This is a genomic window from Citrobacter sp. FDAARGOS_156 (assembly GCF_001559235.2).
GTDB classification, from domain to species: domain Bacteria; phylum Pseudomonadota; class Gammaproteobacteria; order Enterobacterales; family Enterobacteriaceae; genus Citrobacter; species Citrobacter youngae.
On sequence record NZ_CP014030.2, the window covers coordinates 2,143,142 to 2,160,339 of the forward strand.

At 48.2% G+C, this 17,198-nt stretch carries 16 protein-coding genes, 1 pseudogene and 1 other annotated feature; of the genes and pseudogenes, 8 read left to right on the forward strand and 9 right to left on the reverse strand.

Annotated features, from left to right (window positions below; all coding sequences use genetic code 11):
* The first annotated feature begins 28 nt into the window (after positions 1-28).
* The 4 genes from AL515_RS10300 (at position 29) to ugd (ending at position 6,179) form a co-directional block, all read left to right on the forward strand.
* The gene (locus AL515_RS10300) at positions 29-2,254 is read left to right on the forward strand and encodes a glycosyltransferase (protein WP_061067696.1); all 2,226 of its coding nucleotides are present in this window, start codon (positions 29-31) and stop codon (positions 2,252-2,254) included.
* On the forward strand, positions 2,244-3,287 hold the full coding sequence (locus tag AL515_RS10305; RefSeq protein WP_061067697.1) for an acyltransferase family protein: 1,044 nt from the start codon (positions 2,244-2,246) through the stop codon (positions 3,285-3,287). Before AL515_RS10300 ends, AL515_RS10305 begins: the two co-directional genes overlap by 11 nt.
* 84 nt (positions 3,288-3,371) lie before the next feature.
* Entirely contained in the window at positions 3,372-4,778 is a 1,407-nt protein-coding gene (gndA, locus tag AL515_RS10310; RefSeq protein ID WP_040231903.1) for an NADP-dependent phosphogluconate dehydrogenase, read from the forward strand.
* Positions 4,779-5,012: 234 nt separating this feature from the next.
* Positions 5,013-6,179: a UDP-glucose 6-dehydrogenase gene (ugd, locus tag AL515_RS10315; RefSeq protein ID WP_048212024.1), complete on the forward strand. Its 1,167-nt coding sequence runs from the start codon at positions 5,013-5,015 to the stop codon at positions 6,177-6,179.
* A 47-nt stretch (positions 6,180-6,226) separates the two neighbouring features.
* Here the strand turns inward: ugd and hisIE are convergent, their stop codons facing one another.
* The 9 genes from hisIE to hisL form a co-directional block, all read right to left on the reverse strand.
* Positions 6,227-6,838, reverse strand: coding sequence for a bifunctional phosphoribosyl-AMP cyclohydrolase/phosphoribosyl-ATP diphosphatase HisIE (hisIE, locus tag AL515_RS10320; RefSeq protein WP_048212023.1), 612 nt, complete (start codon positions 6,836-6,838; stop codon positions 6,227-6,229).
* Positions 6,832-7,608 (reverse strand): imidazole glycerol phosphate synthase subunit HisF, encoded by a 777-nt coding sequence (gene hisF, locus AL515_RS10325; protein WP_048212022.1) that lies wholly within the window; start codon positions 7,606-7,608, stop codon positions 6,832-6,834. The genes hisIE and hisF overlap by 7 nt, the downstream gene beginning before the upstream one ends.
* Positions 7,590-8,327 (reverse strand): 1-(5-phosphoribosyl)-5-[(5-phosphoribosylamino)methylideneamino]imidazole-4-carboxamide isomerase, encoded by a 738-nt coding sequence (gene hisA / locus AL515_RS10330; protein ID WP_061067698.1) that lies wholly within the window; start codon positions 8,325-8,327, stop codon positions 7,590-7,592. Before hisA ends, hisF begins: the two co-directional genes overlap by 19 nt.
* Positions 8,327-8,917 (reverse strand): imidazole glycerol phosphate synthase subunit HisH, encoded by a 591-nt coding sequence (hisH, locus tag AL515_RS10335; protein WP_048212020.1) that lies wholly within the window; start codon positions 8,915-8,917, stop codon positions 8,327-8,329. The genes hisA and hisH overlap by 1 nt, the downstream gene beginning before the upstream one ends.
* Positions 8,917-9,984, reverse strand: a complete 1,068-nt coding sequence (gene hisB / locus AL515_RS10340; protein ID WP_061067699.1) for a bifunctional histidinol-phosphatase/imidazoleglycerol-phosphate dehydratase HisB — start codon at positions 9,982-9,984, stop codon at positions 8,917-8,919. Before hisB ends, hisH begins: the two co-directional genes overlap by 1 nt.
* Positions 9,981-11,060, reverse strand: a complete 1,080-nt coding sequence (hisC, locus tag AL515_RS10345; protein ID WP_061067700.1) for a histidinol-phosphate transaminase — start codon at positions 11,058-11,060, stop codon at positions 9,981-9,983. The genes hisB and hisC overlap by 4 nt, the downstream gene beginning before the upstream one ends.
* Complete coding sequence (hisD, locus tag AL515_RS10350) at positions 11,057-12,361, reverse strand: histidinol dehydrogenase (RefSeq protein WP_048212017.1); 1,305 nt, start codon at positions 12,359-12,361, stop codon at positions 11,057-11,059. The genes hisC and hisD overlap by 4 nt, the downstream gene beginning before the upstream one ends.
* Before the next feature lie 98 nt (positions 12,362-12,459).
* Entirely contained in the window at positions 12,460-13,359 is a 900-nt protein-coding gene (gene hisG / locus AL515_RS10355; RefSeq protein ID WP_005128078.1) for an ATP phosphoribosyltransferase, read from the reverse strand.
* A gap of 45 nt (positions 13,360-13,404) precedes the next feature.
* Positions 13,405-13,527, reverse strand: a sequence feature (His leader region).
* Positions 13,503-13,577 (reverse strand): his operon leader peptide, encoded by a 75-nt coding sequence (gene hisL, locus AL515_RS23995; RefSeq protein WP_335621944.1) that lies wholly within the window; start codon positions 13,575-13,577, stop codon positions 13,503-13,505. Its footprint overlaps the feature before it by 25 nt.
* A 147-nt stretch (positions 13,578-13,724) precedes the next feature.
* On the opposite strand from hisL, the gene AL515_RS10360 reads away from it, so the two are divergent.
* The 4 genes and pseudogenes from AL515_RS10360 to plaP all read left to right on the forward strand — a co-directional run bounded on the left by AL515_RS10360 (position 13,725) and on the right by plaP (position 17,151).
* Complete coding sequence (locus tag AL515_RS10360; RefSeq protein ID WP_048212016.1) at positions 13,725-14,549, forward strand: SDR family oxidoreductase; 825 nt, start codon at positions 13,725-13,727, stop codon at positions 14,547-14,549.
* A gap of 41 nt (positions 14,550-14,590) precedes the next feature.
* A pseudogene (locus AL515_RS10365) lies at positions 14,591-15,575 on the forward strand (LysR substrate-binding domain-containing protein).
* A 162-nt stretch (positions 15,576-15,737) separates the two neighbouring features.
* Positions 15,738-15,800: a membrane protein YoeI gene (gene yoeI, locus AL515_RS24095; RefSeq protein ID WP_101741514.1), complete on the forward strand. Its 63-nt coding sequence runs from the start codon at positions 15,738-15,740 to the stop codon at positions 15,798-15,800.
* Entirely contained in the window at positions 15,790-17,151 is a 1,362-nt protein-coding gene (plaP, locus tag AL515_RS10375) for a putrescine/proton symporter PlaP (RefSeq protein ID WP_040231916.1), read from the forward strand. Before yoeI ends, plaP begins: the two co-directional genes overlap by 11 nt.
* Positions 17,152-17,198: the final 47 nt, after the last annotated feature.

A 17,198-nucleotide genomic window follows, 5' to 3' on the forward strand; every position in this document is an offset into this window, starting at 1 on the left:
ATTGTTATTGACAAGGTTTGGATTTGGAATGAAAAAAGTATCAGTTATTATCAATACCTATAATCGTGCTGATTTGTTATTAAGGACTCTTGAATCATTCAAATACATTGATTATCCATTGTTTGAAATTATTGTAATTAATGGTCCTTCTACTGATCACACCGAGGAGGTACTTGATAAGTTTAGAGAATTGATAAAGATAGGTCACTGTGCAGAAGCCAATTTATCAAAATCTCGGAATATAGGGATATCTTATGCTAGTGGCGATATCGTGGCATTCATTGATGATGATGCCATACCTGAGCCTGAGTGGTTAACACAAATCGTAGAGGCCTTTGATTCCTGCGAAGTTGGTGCTGTAGGTGGAAAAGTATTCGATCACACTGGTTATAAGTATCAATATCAATATGCAAATGCTGATAGACTAGGGCATGGTAAATGGCAGATGGAAGAACCATCGCCTAATTATTGTTTCCCAAGGGCATATGAATTTCCATATTTACAAGGAACGAATACGGCCTTTAGACGAGATGTTCTGATTGAGATAGGTGGATTCGATGAAGAATTCATATACTATCTTGATGAGACAGATGTATGCTTACGGATGATTGATAATGGGTATTTTATAAAGCAACTTGCGAATGCATATGTTCACCATAAATATGCCCCATCTCATATTCGTACTAAATCAGCTGCAGTGTATAGATATCCAGTACTTAAATCCAAAGTCTATTTTTCGAATAGACATGGTTATTTGTATCATACTCAAGATTTTATTGATTCTGACAATATGAGGTTTATTCAAAATCATCGCAGCGATATCGAATCTTGTATTTCTTCTGGTAAATTACCTGAAGAAGCACTAGTTTCATTTGAAGAACATGCAATATTAGCAATGAAACTAGGAAGAGAAGAGTCAAGACAAAAGCCCAAACTTATTTCATCCCATTTGTTAGAACGTAATGATTGTGCTTTCAAGAAATTTTATTCTATCCATGCCGATGTTGGAAAACGATTAACAATCGTATTATTATGCGAAGATTATCCGCCAAACCTCTTGGGTGGCATTGCTCGTTTTACGCAGGATAAGGCTACTGCACTAGCGCAGTTAGGACATAAGGTTCATGTCATTGCTCGTGGTGATGATCATTCCACAGTAGATTTTGAAAATGGCGTTTGGGTTCATCGTATAGTCGTACAATCCCATGTGAAACCATGCGAAATTGAGCATTTAAATATCCTGCAGTCTCATTGGGATCAATCAAAATCTTTTCTTGACGAAATAGATAGAATATCAACTCATCGTAGCATCGATATTGTGGAAGCTCCAATATGGAACGTTGTAGGCATTGCACCATTATTATCTGATCGTTACCGTGTAATTACTAGCTTGATGACTACTCTTAAATTATCTCTCTCATCTCGCCCTGATCTCACTGCTAATAAAGAACTTATGGCTTCATTCGTTAATCCGTTAATTGAAATGGAGAGATATATGATCTTGAATAGTGATTCCTTACTTGCCATCAGTAAAGGAATTCTTAATGAGGTTCAGAAGGCATATTCATTAGAAATAGATGAGAATAGATTGTTTGTATCGCATCTTGGCATGCCGGATTGGCGTGAGAAAACCGACATGCGAGAGGTTTCTAATGATAATGAGATTAATATACTCTTCGTCGGTCGATTAGAGAAAAGAAAAGGTATAGATCTCCTGCTTAGTATTATTCCTGATATAGTTGCTGCTTATCCTAATGTATCCTTTGATATCGTTGGAGATGATAGTATCCCTGTTGATAGTGATGTTACATATAGAACGAAGTTCGAAAGTGAATCTGATGTATTACTAAATGAAAAGATAAAATTTCATGGAAAGGTTGATGAAGTTGCATTGAGAAAACACTATTCTAAGTGCGATATATTTGTAGCTCCATCTAGATTTGAATCTTTTGGACTTATTTATGTAGAAGCTATGATGTACGGAAAACCTGTTATTGGTTGTAATGTCGGAGGAATTCCGGAGGTAGTTGAACATAATGTTAATGGGATTCTGATTTCTCCCGGTAATGCTAATGAACTTTATGAAGCATTGTCTTTATTAATTAAAAATCCGTCGCTGCGAAAAAAATTGGGAAAAGAAGGGCGTATGAGATATGAAAATTTATTTTCTGATGTTCAGATGGCGAAATCATCAGTTAACATGTATAAAAAAATAATCGCTATAAATATGCGGGATGCAAGATATGGGGCATAAAGAAAAATTTTTTGTAACTGGCCGAATTGCTGTTTTAGATCAACTGCGAGCCATAGCAGTTATTTGTGTATTGATTTCACATTTTTCGATTGCAATCAATTCAAAATTTATAGCAATTCAGAATAATTCAATTAATATTGGATTGATCGGTGTTTTGATATTTTTCTGCGTGAGTGGTTATGTCATACCATGGTCGATGAATACGCGAGATGGCTTAACCTCGATATTTGGTTTTTGGATTCGAAGAGTTTTTCGTCTCTACCCTATTTATATCGTAATGTCAATCCTTGGGTGGTTTTTCTTATCAGATAATTGGTATGTATCAAAAATCTATTCGGAAATGATGTCAGGCCCCATTGTTTATTGGGGGGGGGCACTGAGCATGATGAGTCATTTTTTGGGGCAAAATACCGTATTTCAGGGGCTAGAGTGGACTTTAGCCTATGAGATGTTGTTTTATTTGGCATGTACGGTTTTTTTGTTACTTCGACGCTGGCTAGCAAATGTTATTTCTTTGTTTGTTTTGGTTTTAACTGTTTCATTTATAAGCATTGGGTTTGATCTTTATGATGCTAATAGCAATATCCAGAAAATATTATATTTTTACTTATTCTTTCTTTCTGGTTTAACTTGTTTTTTATTTAAAAGGAATGTATTGTCCCACAGGTTCTTTACGCTATTAAGCTTTGTTCTTATAGCGACAATGTTCTGTAGAGTTCTTATTTGGTACAAATACTGGGGGGTTAGTTATCTTACTTTTTCATTCATACCTGCCATCTTTATTTTTTATTCCTTCATTTTAGAGCGGATTATAGTTAGCTCAAAGCTAATGCCTTTAATTGGGGTCGTAAGTTATTCTATATATTTAATGCATATTTTTGTTCCGCACAGCATCCCATTAACTGACTTCCCGCCAGTTATAAGATTTTTAGTATGGACTATTATAACTGTTGCTATTGCATCTATTTCATATAAATTGATAGAGCTCCCTGCTATCAAAATGAGCCGTAGGATAGTTTACAAAAAATATTGAACATAACTAATGTACATTATTTTTGCATAGTTCTTCAGTATGGTTACAAATTGTTGTTCGATCATCACCTGACAGGAGTACATAATGTCTAAGCAACAAATCGGCGTCGTTGGTATGGCTGTGATGGGGCGCAACCTGGCGCTCAACATCGAAAGCCGTGGTTACACCGTGTCCGTTTTCAACCGCTCACGTGAAAAAACGGAAGAGGTTATCGCCGAGAATCCGGGGAAAAAACTGGTTCCTTACTATACGGTAAAAGAGTTTGTTGAATCCCTTGAAACACCTCGTCGTATCCTGTTAATGGTGAAAGCGGGTGCTGGCACTGATGCTGCTATCGACTCCCTGAAACCTTATCTGGATAAAGGTGACATCATCATTGATGGCGGTAATACGTTCTTCCAGGACACTATCCGTCGTAACCGTGAGCTCTCCGCTGAAGGTTTTAACTTCATCGGAACCGGCGTCTCTGGTGGTGAAGAAGGTGCGCTGAAAGGCCCATCCATCATGCCGGGTGGCCAGAAAGAAGCTTATGAACTGGTAGCGCCAATCCTGACTAAAATCGCAGCGGTTGCTGAAGATGGTGAGCCGTGTGTGACGTATATTGGTGCCGACGGTGCAGGCCACTATGTGAAGATGGTGCACAACGGCATTGAATACGGTGACATGCAGCTGATTGCCGAAGCTTATTCATTGTTGAAAGGGGGTCTGAACCTGAGCAACGAAGAACTGGCCAGCACCTTTACCGAGTGGAATAACGGTGAACTGAGCAGCTATCTGATCGACATCACCAAAGATATCTTCACCAAAAAAGATGAAGATGGTAAATATCTGGTGGATTTCATTCTGGATGAAGCGGCGAACAAAGGTACCGGTAAATGGACCAGCCAAAGTTCTCTGGATCTTGGTGAACCGCTGTCTCTGATCACTGAATCTGTGTTTGCACGCTATATCTCTTCGCTGAAAGATCAGCGTGTCGCTGCCTCTAAAGTCCTGTCTGGACCTAAAGCTCAGCTTGCGGGTGATAAGGCAGAATTTATTGAGAAAGTACGTCGTGCACTGTACCTCGGTAAGATCGTTTCTTATGCTCAGGGCTTCTCACAGCTGCGTGCCGCATCCGACGAGCATAACTGGGATCTGAATTACGGCGAGATTGCAAAAATCTTCCGTGCGGGCTGTATTATTCGCGCGCAGTTCCTGCAGAAAATCACCGATGCCTACGCTAAAAATCCGGGTATCGCGAACCTGTTGCTCGACCCGTACTTCAAGAACATTGCCGATGAATATCAACAGGCACTGCGTGATGTTGTAGCGTATGCCGTGCAGAATGGTATCCCGGTACCGACATTCTCTGCTGCTGTCGCTTATTACGACAGTTATCGTGCAGAAGTATTGCCCGCTAACCTGATTCAGGCCCAGCGTGATTATTTCGGTGCGCATACCTACAAACGTACTGATAAAGAAGGTGTTTTCCATACCGAATGGATGGAATAAGTCTTCTGATAGTCACTGGCCCGGTTCTCTAACCGGGCTTTTTTTATCTTAAATCTGATTGATTTGCGTTGATTGCTTAATCTTTACTTAATATTTCTGGCGTACCCTGATAAAGAAAATCTGAATTGTTTTAACCTTCGTTGACACAATATTCAACAAAACGTTAAAACATTATTCTCTTATCAGGATGTCCAACATCATGATTAAATATTAAGTTAATACTGAGAGCATGAAATGAAAATTACCATTTCTGGTACCGGATATGTTGGCCTGTCAAATGGTCTTCTTATCGCCCAACATCATCAGGTCATTGCTCTGGACATTGTCCCTTCACGTGTCGAGATGCTAAATAATCGGATGTCTCCGATAGTCGATAAAGAAATTGAACAGTATCTACAATCAAGCGATATAAATTTTAAAGCCACGCTGGACAAGTACGACGCCTACCAGAATGCAGATTTTGTTATTATTGCAACGCCTACAGATTACGACCCGAAAACAAACTATTTTGATACCTCCAGCGTTGAATCAGTTATCAGAGATGTGATTGCAATAAATCCTGATGCACTCATGGTGATTAAATCAACAGTACCTGTTGGTTTTACGCAGACTATGCGACAGAAATTTAACTCGGATAATATTATCTTTTCTCCTGAGTTCCTGCGCGAAGGGAAGGCACTGTATGATAACTTATACCCTTCACGAATTGTCATCGGCGAACGATCTGCTCGTGCTGAGCGTTTTGCTGCCTTATTACAGGAAGGGGCGATAAAGCAGGATATCCCGGTGCTGTTCACTGATTCTACTGAAGCTGAAGCCATTAAGCTTTTTGCAAATACCTATCTGGCAATGCGTGTTGCTTATTTTAACGAACTTGATAGCTATGCAGAAAGCCTGGGGCTTAATGCACGACAGATCATCGAAGGGGTTTGTCTGGACCCGCGTATTGGTAACCATTACAACAATCCTTCATTCGGTTATGGTGGATATTGTCTGCCAAAAGACACAAAGCAATTACTTGCCAACTATCAATCTGTACCTAATAATATTATTTCAGCCATCGTTGATGCTAACCGCACACGAAAAGATTTTATTGCTGATGCCATTCTTTCGCGTAAACCCAAAGTTGTCGGTATCTATCGCCTGATTATGAAAAGCGGCTCGGATAATTTCAGGGCATCGTCTATTCAGGGCATCATGAAACGCATTAAAGCGAAAGGTATCCCGGTCATAATTTATGAACCGGTAATAGCAGAAGAGAGTTTCTTCCATTCACGGGTTGAGCGTGATCTGGCTAAATTTAAACGTGAGGCCGATGTGATTATCTCTAACCGCATGGCAGAAGAACTGCAGGATGTCGCTGATAAAGTGTATACCCGCGATTTATTCGGTAACGATTAAACGCTCGGCGAAATAATTGATACCGGCATCATGCCGGTATCAGTCTATTACTGATGGCGCTTGCGTAAATTCTCAATCACTGTCGTCAGATCGAGATCCTGGTCCTGCAGCAGAACCAGCAGGTGATACATCAGATCCGATGCCTCATTGGTCAACTCGAAACGGTCATGCACGGTCGCGGCCAGTGCTGTCTCAACACCTTCCTCTCCAACTTTCTGGGCAATTCGCTTCGTACCGCTGGCGTACAATTTTGCGGTATAGGAGCTGGCGGGATCTGCCGTTTTACGCTCAGCCAGGAGTTGCTCCAGTTGATACAGGAACAACCATTGGTGGCTGGACTCACCAAAACAACTGCTGGTGCCTTTGTGACAGGTTGGCCCAATAGGGTTAACCAGCGCCAGCAGGGTGTCGTTGTCGCAATCAGCGGAAATGCTGACGACATTAAGAAAGTTGCCAGAGGTTTCACCTTTGGTCCACAGGCGTTGTTTAGTACGCGAGAAAAAGGTCACTTTGCCGCTTTCGATCGTTTTATCCAGCGCTTCCGGGTTCATATACCCGAGCATCAGCACCTCACCGGAAACTGCATGCTGCACGACGACCGGCATCATCCCATCGGTTTTTTCCCAGTCCAGCTCGCGGCATTGTTGCTTCGTTAACATATCCTGATCTCCACGCCCTGTGTTGCCAGGTACGCTTTTAATTCGCCAATATTGATAATTTGCTTGTGGAAGACCGAGGCGGCAAGCGCGCCATCGACATCCGCATCCCTGAAGGCTTCGAGAAAGTGCTCCATCGTTCCGGCACCGCCTGAGGCGATCAGCGGAACGTGGCAAACTTCGCGCACTTTTTTCAACTGCTCGAGATCGTAGCCGTTACGCACGCCGTCCTGGTTCATCATATTAAGAACGATTTCACCGGCGCCCAGTTTTTGCACCTCTGTTACCCAGTCGATCGTTTCCCACTGCGTGACGCGGGTACGGCTTTCATCCCCGGTATATTGGTTAACGTGATATTTGCCGGTTTCTGCGTCATACCACGTATCAATGCCCACCACGATACACTGCACGCCAAAGCGATCCGCCAGGCGGGTGATCAACGTTGGGTCAGCCAGAGCCGGGGAGTTGATAGAAATTTTATCTGCGCCGAAAGACAGTATCTTTGCGGCATCCTCTGGTGATTTAATCCCACCGGCGACACAGAACGGAATGTCGATCACTTCTGCCACGCGTGATACCCAGCTTTTGTCCACCACGCGACCATCGCTCGATGCGGTGATATCGTAAAAAACCAGCTCATCTGCGCCTTCATCGGCATAGCGTTTCGCCAGCGGAACGATATCGCCAATAATCTCGTGATTGCGGAATTGAACACCTTTGACAACCTGTCCGTCACGAACATCAAGGCAAGGGATTATGCGTTTTGCCAGCATTGGATGGCCTCCTCAACGGTGAATTTACCTTCCAGCAAAGCACGACCCACAATGACGCCGCCAACGCCGGTTCCGCGCAGGGCTGCGACATCTTCAATCCCACCAATCCCGCCGGATGACTGAAATGCCACCTGCGGATATTTGGCGCACACTTCTTCGTACAGTGCAACGTTTGAACCCGCCAGCGTGCCGTCGCGGGAGATATCGGTGCATAGCACGTGCTTCAGACCGACGGGTAAATAGGTCTCAACCAGTTCTTCCAGTGAAACCCCGGAATCTTCCTGCCAGCCGCTAACTGCAACCTGTTTATTCCCGTGCTCGTCAATCCGCACATCCAGAGCCAGAACCAGCGCGTCGGCACCAAAACGGGCAAACCAGTTCTTGACGACTTCGGGAGATTTTACCGCAGTCGAACCCACCACTACGCGGGCGACGCCAGCGTTAAGCAGCGCTTCAATATCTGCTTCGGTACGTACGCCACCCCCTACCTGCACCGGTACGTTTACGCCAGCAACCAGTGTTTTAATCAGCGGTATTTGCCGTTTCTGCGGATCTTTTGCCCCGGTCAGATCCACCAGGTGCAACACCTTTGCGCCTTGTGCGGCATAGCTTTGTAAACGGGTCAGGGGATCGTTACCGTAATCACGCTGCGTTGCGTAATCGCCCTGATGAAGACGCACAACCGTGCCGTCGATTAAATCTAATGCCGGAATAATCATTACATCTCCAGAAAGTTTTTCAGCAACTTCGCGCCAGCGGCACCTGAACGCTCCGGGTGGAACTGCACGCCAAAGAAATTATCTTTTTGTACCGCTGCGGTGAAGGGCTCACCGTAGTTGCATTGCGCAATAGTCCATGGGTTCACCGGCATGGCGTAGCTGTGTACAAAATAGAAATACGCCCCATCCTCAATGCCCTGGAAAAGGCGGTTTCCGGCCTGTGGATAGACACGGTTCCAGCCCATATGCGGCAACGGCAGACCAAAATCGGTCATTTTGGGTACGTCTTGATCAACAATCCCCAGCAGGGAGACACCGTTACTTTCTTCACTGCGTCGACCAAGCAGCTGCATACCTAAGCAAATCCCCAGTACAGGCTGTGTGCAGGCTTTGATCAGTTCAATCAGCTCACGCTCGTGTAGCTGATCCATTGCCGCCTGGGCGGTACCGACACCCGGCAGAAACAGTTTATCGGCGCGCAGCACAACATCCGCATCGCGGCTAACTACCGGATCGTAGCCGTGGCGTGCGACGGCGGATTTCACCGAGTTCAGGTTGGCACAGCCGGTGTCGAGGATCACCACGTTCATCACAGCACCCCTTTTGAAGAAGGAAGCGTGTCGCCTTCTACACGAATAGCCTGGCGCAGCGTGCGGCCAAAGGCTTTGAACAGACTTTCCACGCGGTGGTGGTCATTTTTACCTTTGGTTTTAAGGTGTAACGTGACGCCCATGGTGTAAGAGAGCGAACGGAAGAAGTGTTCGATCATCTCCGTACTCAGATCGCCGACGCGCTGGTAGGTAAACTCAGCCCGGTACTCCAGGTGTGGACGCCCGGAGATATCCAGGGCGCAGCGTGCCAGGCACTCGTCCATCGGCAGCACAAAACCAAAACGGTTGATGCCGCGTTTATCGCCCAACGCCAGTTTTAAGGCTTCGCCCAGAGCCAGCCCTGTATCCTCAACGGTGTGGTGATCGTCAATATACAGATCGCCTTTGACGGCTATTTCCATACGAAAACCACCGTGGGTCGAGATTTGATCCAGCATGTGGTCAAAGAAGCCGACGCCGGTATTAATTTTGCTGCGGCCTTCGCGGTCCAGCCAGACTTTAACGTCAATCTGCGTTTCTTTGGTATTACGCTCAACGTGGGCGTAACGATCTCGTTTGGTTAGTTGCTCACCGATCATTGCCCAGTTCAGCGTATCGCGGTGATAGCGTAACCCGGTGATGCCCATGTTTTCCGCCAGTTGAATATCGGTTACGCGATCGCCGATCACGTAGCTGTTCTCGGTATCCAGCGCCTGTTCAATCAGGTATTGCTCGACCAGCTTCACTTTGGGTTTACGACAATCACACGCGTCTGCCGGCAGGTGCGGACAGATCAGTACTTCATCAAATATGACGCCCTGCGAGGTGAAAACTTGCATCATCAGGTTGTGTGGACCGTCAAAATCTGCCTGCGGGAAGCTCTGTGTTCCCAGTCCATCCTGGTTGGTGATCATCACCAGCTTAAAACCAGCTTTTTGTAGTTTTAGCAAGACCGGGACAACCTCCGGCTCAAAGGCAAGTTTGTCGAAGCAATCAACCTGAAAGTCACTGGGCGGCTCGGAAATCAGGGTTCCATCACGGTCAATAAAAAGATACTTCTGGCTCATACTTGCTCCGCACGTAAGGCGTCAATGACGCGCTGGCTCTCTTCGCGGGTTCCGACAGTAATACGCAGGCAGCCGCTCAATGAAGGTTGTTTGTTCTGGTCTCGTAAGATAATGCCCTGATCCCACAAAGATTTAAATACGCTGCTTGATGCTGTGAAGCGCGCCAGAACATAGTTGGTTTCAGAATCGAAAACCTGTTCTACGCAGCGGATGGTTTTCAGGCTATCAACCAGGTACTGACGCTCTTGCAGAATCTGTGCCACGCGCTCACGCATGGCGGAAATGCCTTGCGGCGTTAGTGCCTGAGCGGCGATATCTGCCACAGGTGTAGAGAGCGGGTAAGGCGCGATCACTTTCAACAACAGGTTGATGACATCTTCATTAGCTAGCGTAAATCCGCAGCGCAAACCGGCAAGGGCAAACGCCTTAGACAGGGTGCGCAGTACCACCAGGTTTGGGTATTCCGACAGCCAACCCGCCAGTGTGGCCTGCGGGCAAAACTCGATATACGCTTCATCGGCGACCACGATGGCTTTGCCCTGCGTCATGTCGAGCAGTGAACGCAGATCCTGCGGGTTAATTAACTGGCCCGTCGGGTTATTGGGGCTGCAAACGTAAACCACTTTCACGCCATCAAGCTTGTCAGCGATGCCCTGTAAATCCAGTTGCCAGTCGGCAAGAGTCGGCACGGTGCGACATTCAACGCCAATGGTTTCCGCACTGACGCTATACATACCATAGGTCGGCGGGCAGTAGAGAATCGCATCTTTACCCGGCTCGCAAAAAGCACGTACCAGCAACTCGATACCTTCATCAGCACCGCGGCTGACCAGTACCTGCTCTGGCTTAACGCCCGCATACTGTGCGTAGTTCTCGATCACCGCCTTCGGCTGGCACTCCGGATAACGGTTCAGTGTTTGCTGAGTTAGCTGGAATTCAACGGCGGTGGGGAACTCATTGGCATTGAGCCAGACGTCGCCATTTCCGCCCAGACGGCGGGCAGACTGATACGGTGTTAGCTCACGGACATTTTTACGGGCTAAATCAGTAACGCTGAGAATGTTGTCAGTGCTCATGCTTGCTCCTTCAGGGCGTTAACGCGCAGGGTAACGGCATTTTTGTGGGCTGTCAGTCGTTCTGCTGCGGCCAGCGTTTCGATGGTTGCGGCCAGGGCAGAGAAACCTTGCGGCGATAATTCCTGTACGGTCATCCGCTTCTGGAAATCGGCCAGTCCAAGACTTGAGCTGGTTGCGGTATAGCCGTAGGTAGGCAGCACGTGGTTAGTCCCGGAGGCATAGTCACCGGCAGATTCCGGTGACCAGTCACCGAGAAAGACAGAGCCCGCACTGGTGATGTCATCGACAAGTTCGCGAGCATTGCGGGTCTGAATGATCAGGTGCTCCGGGCCGTACGCATTAGAAATTGCTACGCATTGCGCAAGGGAGCGGGTGACAATCAGACGACTGGCGCTTAACGCCTGCCGCGCGGTTTCAGCGCGTGGCAGCGCGGCAAGCTGGCGTTCTACTGCTTCAGCAACCCGGCTGGCCATACCGGCATCCGGCGTCAGCAGGATCACTTGGGAATCGGGGCCGTGTTCGGCCTGCGAGAGTAAGTCAGAGGCAACGAAATCCGGCGTGGCGCCGCTGTCGGCAATCACCAGCACTTCAGACGGACCTGCTGGCATATCGATGGCGGCACCGTCCAGACGCTGACTCACCTGACGTTTGGCTTCGGTCACAAAGGCATTACCGGGGCCAAAAATTTTGTCCACTTTCGGCACGGATTCACTCCCAAATGCCAGCGCGGCAATAGCTTGTGCGCCCCCAACGTTAAACACCTCCTGTACGCCGCAGAGTTGTGCGGCATACAGAATTTCATCGGCGATGGGTGGGGGAGAGCACAACACCACTTTTTTACAGCCTGCAATGCGGGCCGGGGTGGCGAGCATTAACACTGTTGAGAAGAGTGGCGCGGAGCCCCCGGGAATGTACAGTCCAACAGAATTTACCGGGCGGGTAACCTGCTGGCAGCGTACACCGGGCTGCGTTTCAATATCGACTACCGGCAGTTGTTGCGCGTTATGAAACGTTTCGATGTTTTTCACGGCGACTGCCATGGCCTGTTTCAGGTCATTGCCAAGACGTGCGCCGGCGGCGGCAATCTCTTCAGCGCTGACTTTCAGCGCACTCACGTTAGTTTTATCAAACTTTGCGCTGTATTCACGTAGCGCTGCGTCACCGCGCGACTTTACGTTATGCAGAATTTCGCTCACGGTACGGGTGATGCTATCTGACGCCGAGATTGCCGGGCGCATCAGTAATTCACTTTGCTGCTCTTCAGTACAGCTATTCCAGTCGATGATGGTATTAAAGCTCATAATCGTCTTCCTTTTTTTGCCGGATGGCACGTTGTTTATCCGGCCTACGGGTCTTGTAGGCCCGGCTAGCGAAGCGCTACCGGGCAGCATAAGTGGAATTACTCCATCATCTTCTCAATAGGCAGCACCAGGATGGAGCTGGCGCCAAGCGCTTTCAGTTTTTCCATCGTTTCCCAGAACAGGGTTTCGCTGCTAACCATGTGCATTGCCACGCGCTGCTGATCGCCGGCCAGTGGCAAAATCGTTGGGCGTTCAGCGCCTGGCAGCAAGGCGATAACGTCGTCCAGACGTTCACTTGGCGCGTGCATCATGATGTATTTAGATTCGCGCGCCTGAATAACCCCCTGAATACGGGTCAGCAGCTTATCGATCAGTTGTTGCTTAGCATCGGCCATTTCTCCGTCACGCTGAATCAGACAGGCTTTGGAGCGGTAAATGACTTCCACTTCACGCAGGCCGTTGGCTTCAAGCGTTGCACCGGTAGAGACCAGATCGCAGATTGCATCAGCAAGTCCTGCACGGGGAGCAACTTCGACAGAGCCGTTTAACAAACAGGATTTGAACGACACTCCTTTCTGGTCGAGATAGCGTTTGAGCAGGTGCGGATAAGAGGTGGCGATGCGTTTGCCGTTCAGTGCCGACGGACCGTCCCAGGCTTCGTCTACTGGGGTCGCCAGCGAAAGACGACAGCCGCCGAAGTCCAGACGACGTAACGTAAAGTAACGAGGATCTTCACCCTGTGCGCGGCGGTTGAGCAGTTCTTCTTCCAGCACGTTTTCACCGATGATGCCGAGATCAACGACGCCATCCATGACCAGACCCGGGATATCGTCATCGCGTACGCGCAGAATATCAATTGGCATATTTTCTGCCATCGCAATCAGGCGCTGGGTGTGAAGATTAATTTTAATACCACAGCGGGCCAGCAATTCGCGTGAGTCATCGCTTAAACGGCCTGATTTCTGCATAGCTATGCGTAAGCGGGTGTTGTCTAACATTCTCTATTCCTCGTTATCCTGTCTGAATCGGTTTGGGTCACGCACAAAAAAAAGCCCCCGGAAGAAATCTTCCGGGGGCTTTCTCATACGCTCATGCACCACTGGAAGATTTAAATGTCTCCCAGCACACATCGCCTGAAAGACTAGTCAGGATGATGGTAATGATGGTGATTAAATTGAGCGCGTGTCATAAATTTTCTCGATGAATGCTTATTCATTTGATGTCTTTTAACCTAAACCACTTTAGCCACGGAAAGCAAGGGCTTTTTTTGATCATTAATTCATTTCATATTGATACTATGAATTGTCAGCCACCGTGGGCTGGCGTAGCCTTGGGTTATAGGCCAAAAGTCAGGAGAAAAGGCATGAAAAAGGTCGCAATTGTCGGATTAGGTTGGTTAGGCATGCCATTAGCCATGTCTCTGGCGGCCAGGGGCTGGCAGGTTACCGGCAGCAAAACCACATTGGATGGGGTGGAAGCGGCCCGAATGAGCGGTATTGAAAGCTACTCGTTGCGCCTGGAGCCTGAACTGGTCTGTGAACCTGACGATCTCGATGCGCTAATGGATGCGGATGCGCTGGTCATCACCCTGCCTGCACGCCGTAGTGGCCCGGGTGAGTCGTTTTACTTGCAGGCAATGCAGGAACTGGTCGACAGTGCGCTGGCGTATCGTATTCCACGGATTATTTTTACCAGCTCTACCTCAGTTTATGGTGATGTGCAGGGGACAGTAAAAGAGGGCACACCACGCAATCCGGTCACGGCGAGCGGTCGTGCCCTGAAAGAACTTGAAGACTGGCTGCACAATCTGCCGGGAACGTCGGTGGATATTCTGCGCCTGGCGGGCCTTGTGGGACCGGGCAGACATCCCGGTCGCTTTTTTGCGGGTAAAACAGCACCTGATGGACAGCATGGCGTCAATCTGGTGCATTTGGATGACGTGGTTTCTGCTATCACGTTGCTGCTACAAGCGCCTAAAGGGGGACACATCTATAATATATGTGCGCCTATGCATCCGGCACGCAATGTGTTCTACCCCCAGATGGCTCGCCTGTTGGGGATGGAACCACCGGATTTCCGGGACGGAGTGGATAACGGTAAAGGTAAAGTCATTGATGGCAACCGAATTTGCAATGAGCTTGGGTTTGAGTACCAGTATCCCGATCCGCTGGTGATGCCGATGGAGTGACAGATCAGCAGAGTGTCGCTGTATACCGCCAGGGGGCGAGTATGAAACCACTGCTGGATGTTCTGATCATTCTTGATGCGTTAGAGAAAGAGGGGAGTTTCGCGGCGGCGTCCGCAAAATTGTTTAAGACGCCGTCAGCGCTGAGTTATACCGTCCACAAACTGGAAAGCGATCTCAATATTCAGTTGTTGGATCGCAGTGGACACCGGGCCAAATTTACCCGTACCGGACAGATGCTGCTGGAAAAGGGACGCGAGGTATTACATACCGTGCGCGAACTCGAAAAGCAGGCCATCAAACTGCATGAAGGATGGGAGAATGAACTGGTTATCGGCGTAGACGATACCTTTCCCTTTTCGCTTCTTGCCCCGCTTATCGAATCTTTCTATCAACACCACAGCGTGACGCGTCTTAAATTTATCAATGGCGTATTGGGCGGCTCCTGGGATGCCCTGATTCAGGGCCGGGCCGATATCATTGTGGGTGCCATGCGTGACCCACCCACAGCGAGTGACTTTGGTTTTGCGCGTCTGGGTGTGCTTGAACAGGTTTTTGTTGTTGCCCCCCATCATCCACTGGCGCAGGAACCGGAACCGTTGAGTCGTAGAACGATCAAACGTTTTCGCGCCATTGTGGTCGGCGATAATGTGCATCCCGCGAACGTATCGGCTTCTCAGCTACTTGACGATCAGGAAGCCATCACCGTTTTTGACTTCAAAACCAAACTGGAACTGCAGATAAGTGGTTTGGGGTGTGGTTATATTCCGCGCTATCTGGCACAACGATTTCTGGACAGCGGGGCCCTGATTGAGAAGAAAGTTGTCGCGCAGATTCTGTTTGAACCCGTGTGGATTGGCTGGAACGAGCAGACCGCGGGATTAGCCAGTGCATGGTGGCGGGATGAAATTTTAGCAAATAGTGCTATCGCGGGTGTCTATGTAAAAACGGTTGTCGATAAATCAATCGGTTAGAAAAAAATATTTTTTGACAAGGCTCTCATTCTCTTGTCATTTCGCCCTAATTTAGTGCACAATGCGCCGCTTGCAAAAAATGAGATTAACCGACGTTTTAATACGCGTCGGTTATTTTTTTGCATCAAACCAATCATTCATAAAAGAGGCCGGGCTTCGTACCGGATAGATACTTACTTAAAAATCGACAGTTGTTGTCGCTGAGGATTAACAAAAAATGGGGCAATTTTTTGCTTACGCGACGGTTTCCGCCGTAATGGAGGATAACCATGTCGCATAACGCTACTCCAAACACCTCTCGCGTGGAATTACGTAAAACGCTTACGCTGGTTCCGGTTGTCATGATGGGCCTTGCCTATATGCAGCCGATGACGCTGTTCGATACATTCGGTATCGTATCAGGAATGACCGATGGTCACGTCCCGACAGCTTACGCCTTTGCACTGATCGCCATCCTTTTTACCGCACTGAGCTACGGTAAACTGGTGCGTCGCTATCCGTCTGCAGGCTCTGCCTACACTTACGCCCAGAAATCCATTAGCCCGACCGTTGGCTTTATGGTGGGTTGGTCATCACTGCTGGACTACCTGTTCGCACCGATGATCAACATTCTGTTGGCGAAAATCTATTTTGAAGCTCTGGTGCCGTCGATACCGTCATGGATTTTCGTGGTAGCACTGGTGGCCTTTATGACCGCTTTTAACCTGCGCAGCCTCAAATCTGTCGCGAACTTCAACACCGTGATAGTGCTGTTGCAGGTCGTGTTGATTGCGGTGATCCTCGGCATGGTCGTTTATGGCGTGTTCGAAGGGGAAGGGGCGGGTACGCTGGTGAGCAGCCGTCCGTTCTGGTCAGGTGACGCACACGTGATTCCAATGATCACAGGGGCTACTATCCTGTGCTTCTCGTTCACTGGTTTCGACGGTATCAGCAACCTCTCTGAAGAGACCAAGGATGCTGAGCGCGTGATCCCGCGTGCAATTTTCCTGACCGCACTGATTGGTGGCCTGATCTTTATTGTCTCCACTTATCTGTTGCAGCTGTATTTCCCGGATATCTCTCGCTTCAAGGACCCGGATGCTTCACAGCCTGAAATCATGCTGTACGTAGCCGGTAAGTTCTTCCAGGTCGGTGCGCTGATTTTCTCCACCATTACCGTATTGGCATCCGGGATGGCGGCGCATGCTGGCGTAGCGCGTCTGATGTACGTGATGGGGCGTGACGGTGTATTCCCGAAAAGTTTCTTCGGTTATGTACACCCGAAATGGCGTACTCCGTCCATGAACATCATCCTGGTTGGCGCGATTGCCCTGCTGGCAATCAACTTCGACCTGGTGATGGCGACGGCGCTGATTAACTTTGGTGCGCTGGTGGCGTTTACCTTCGTTAACCTGTCGGTAATCTCCCAGTTCTGGATCCGTGAGAAGCGTAACAAGACGCTGAAAGACCACTTCCAGTATCTGTTCCTGCCGATGTGCGGTGCGCTGACCGTGGGGGCGCTGTGGGTGAACCTGGAAGAGAGCTCTATGGTTCTGGGGCTGATCTGGGCTGGTATTGGTCTGATCTACCTGGCTTGTGTGACCAAGAGTTTCCGCAACCCGGTACCGCAGTACGATGAAGATATCGCGTAATAACCTAATCTGACATCGAAAAACCGGAGACATGTTCTCCGGTTTTT

Excerpts from the sequence above, each read along its gene's own strand:
- AL515_RS10300 (WP_061067696.1), top strand. The coding sequence starts at position 29 with ATGAAAAAAGTATCAGTTATTATCAATACCTATAATCGTGCTGATTTG.
- AL515_RS10305 (WP_061067697.1), top strand. The coding sequence starts at position 2,244 with ATGGGGCATAAAGAAAAATTTTTTGTAACTGGCCGAATTGCTGTTTTA.
- gndA (WP_040231903.1), top strand. The coding sequence starts at position 3,372 with ATGTCTAAGCAACAAATCGGCGTCGTTGGTATGGCTGTGATGGGGCGC.
- ugd (WP_048212024.1), top strand. The coding sequence starts at position 5,013 with ATGAAAATTACCATTTCTGGTACCGGATATGTTGGCCTGTCAAATGGT.
- hisIE (WP_048212023.1), bottom strand. The coding sequence starts at position 6,838 with ATGTTAACGAAGCAACAATGCCGCGAGCTGGACTGGGAAAAAACCGAT.
- hisF (WP_048212022.1), bottom strand. The coding sequence starts at position 7,608 with ATGCTGGCAAAACGCATAATCCCTTGCCTTGATGTTCGTGACGGACAG.
- hisA (WP_061067698.1), bottom strand. The coding sequence starts at position 8,327 with ATGATTATTCCGGCATTAGATTTAATCGACGGCACGGTTGTGCGTCTT.
- hisH (WP_048212020.1), bottom strand. The coding sequence starts at position 8,917 with ATGAACGTGGTGATCCTCGACACCGGCTGTGCCAACCTGAACTCGGTG.
- hisB (WP_061067699.1), bottom strand. The coding sequence starts at position 9,984 with ATGAGCCAGAAGTATCTTTTTATTGACCGTGATGGAACCCTGATTTCC.
- hisC (WP_061067700.1), bottom strand. The coding sequence starts at position 11,060 with ATGAGCACTGACAACATTCTCAGCGTTACTGATTTAGCCCGTAAAAAT.
- hisD (WP_048212017.1), bottom strand. The coding sequence starts at position 12,361 with ATGAGCTTTAATACCATCATCGACTGGAATAGCTGTACTGAAGAGCAG.
- hisG (WP_005128078.1), bottom strand. The coding sequence starts at position 13,359 with ATGTTAGACAACACCCGCTTACGCATAGCTATGCAGAAATCAGGCCGT.
- AL515_RS10360 (WP_048212016.1), top strand. The coding sequence starts at position 13,725 with ATGAAAAAGGTCGCAATTGTCGGATTAGGTTGGTTAGGCATGCCATTA.
- plaP (WP_040231916.1), top strand. The coding sequence starts at position 15,790 with ATGTCGCATAACGCTACTCCAAACACCTCTCGCGTGGAATTACGTAAA.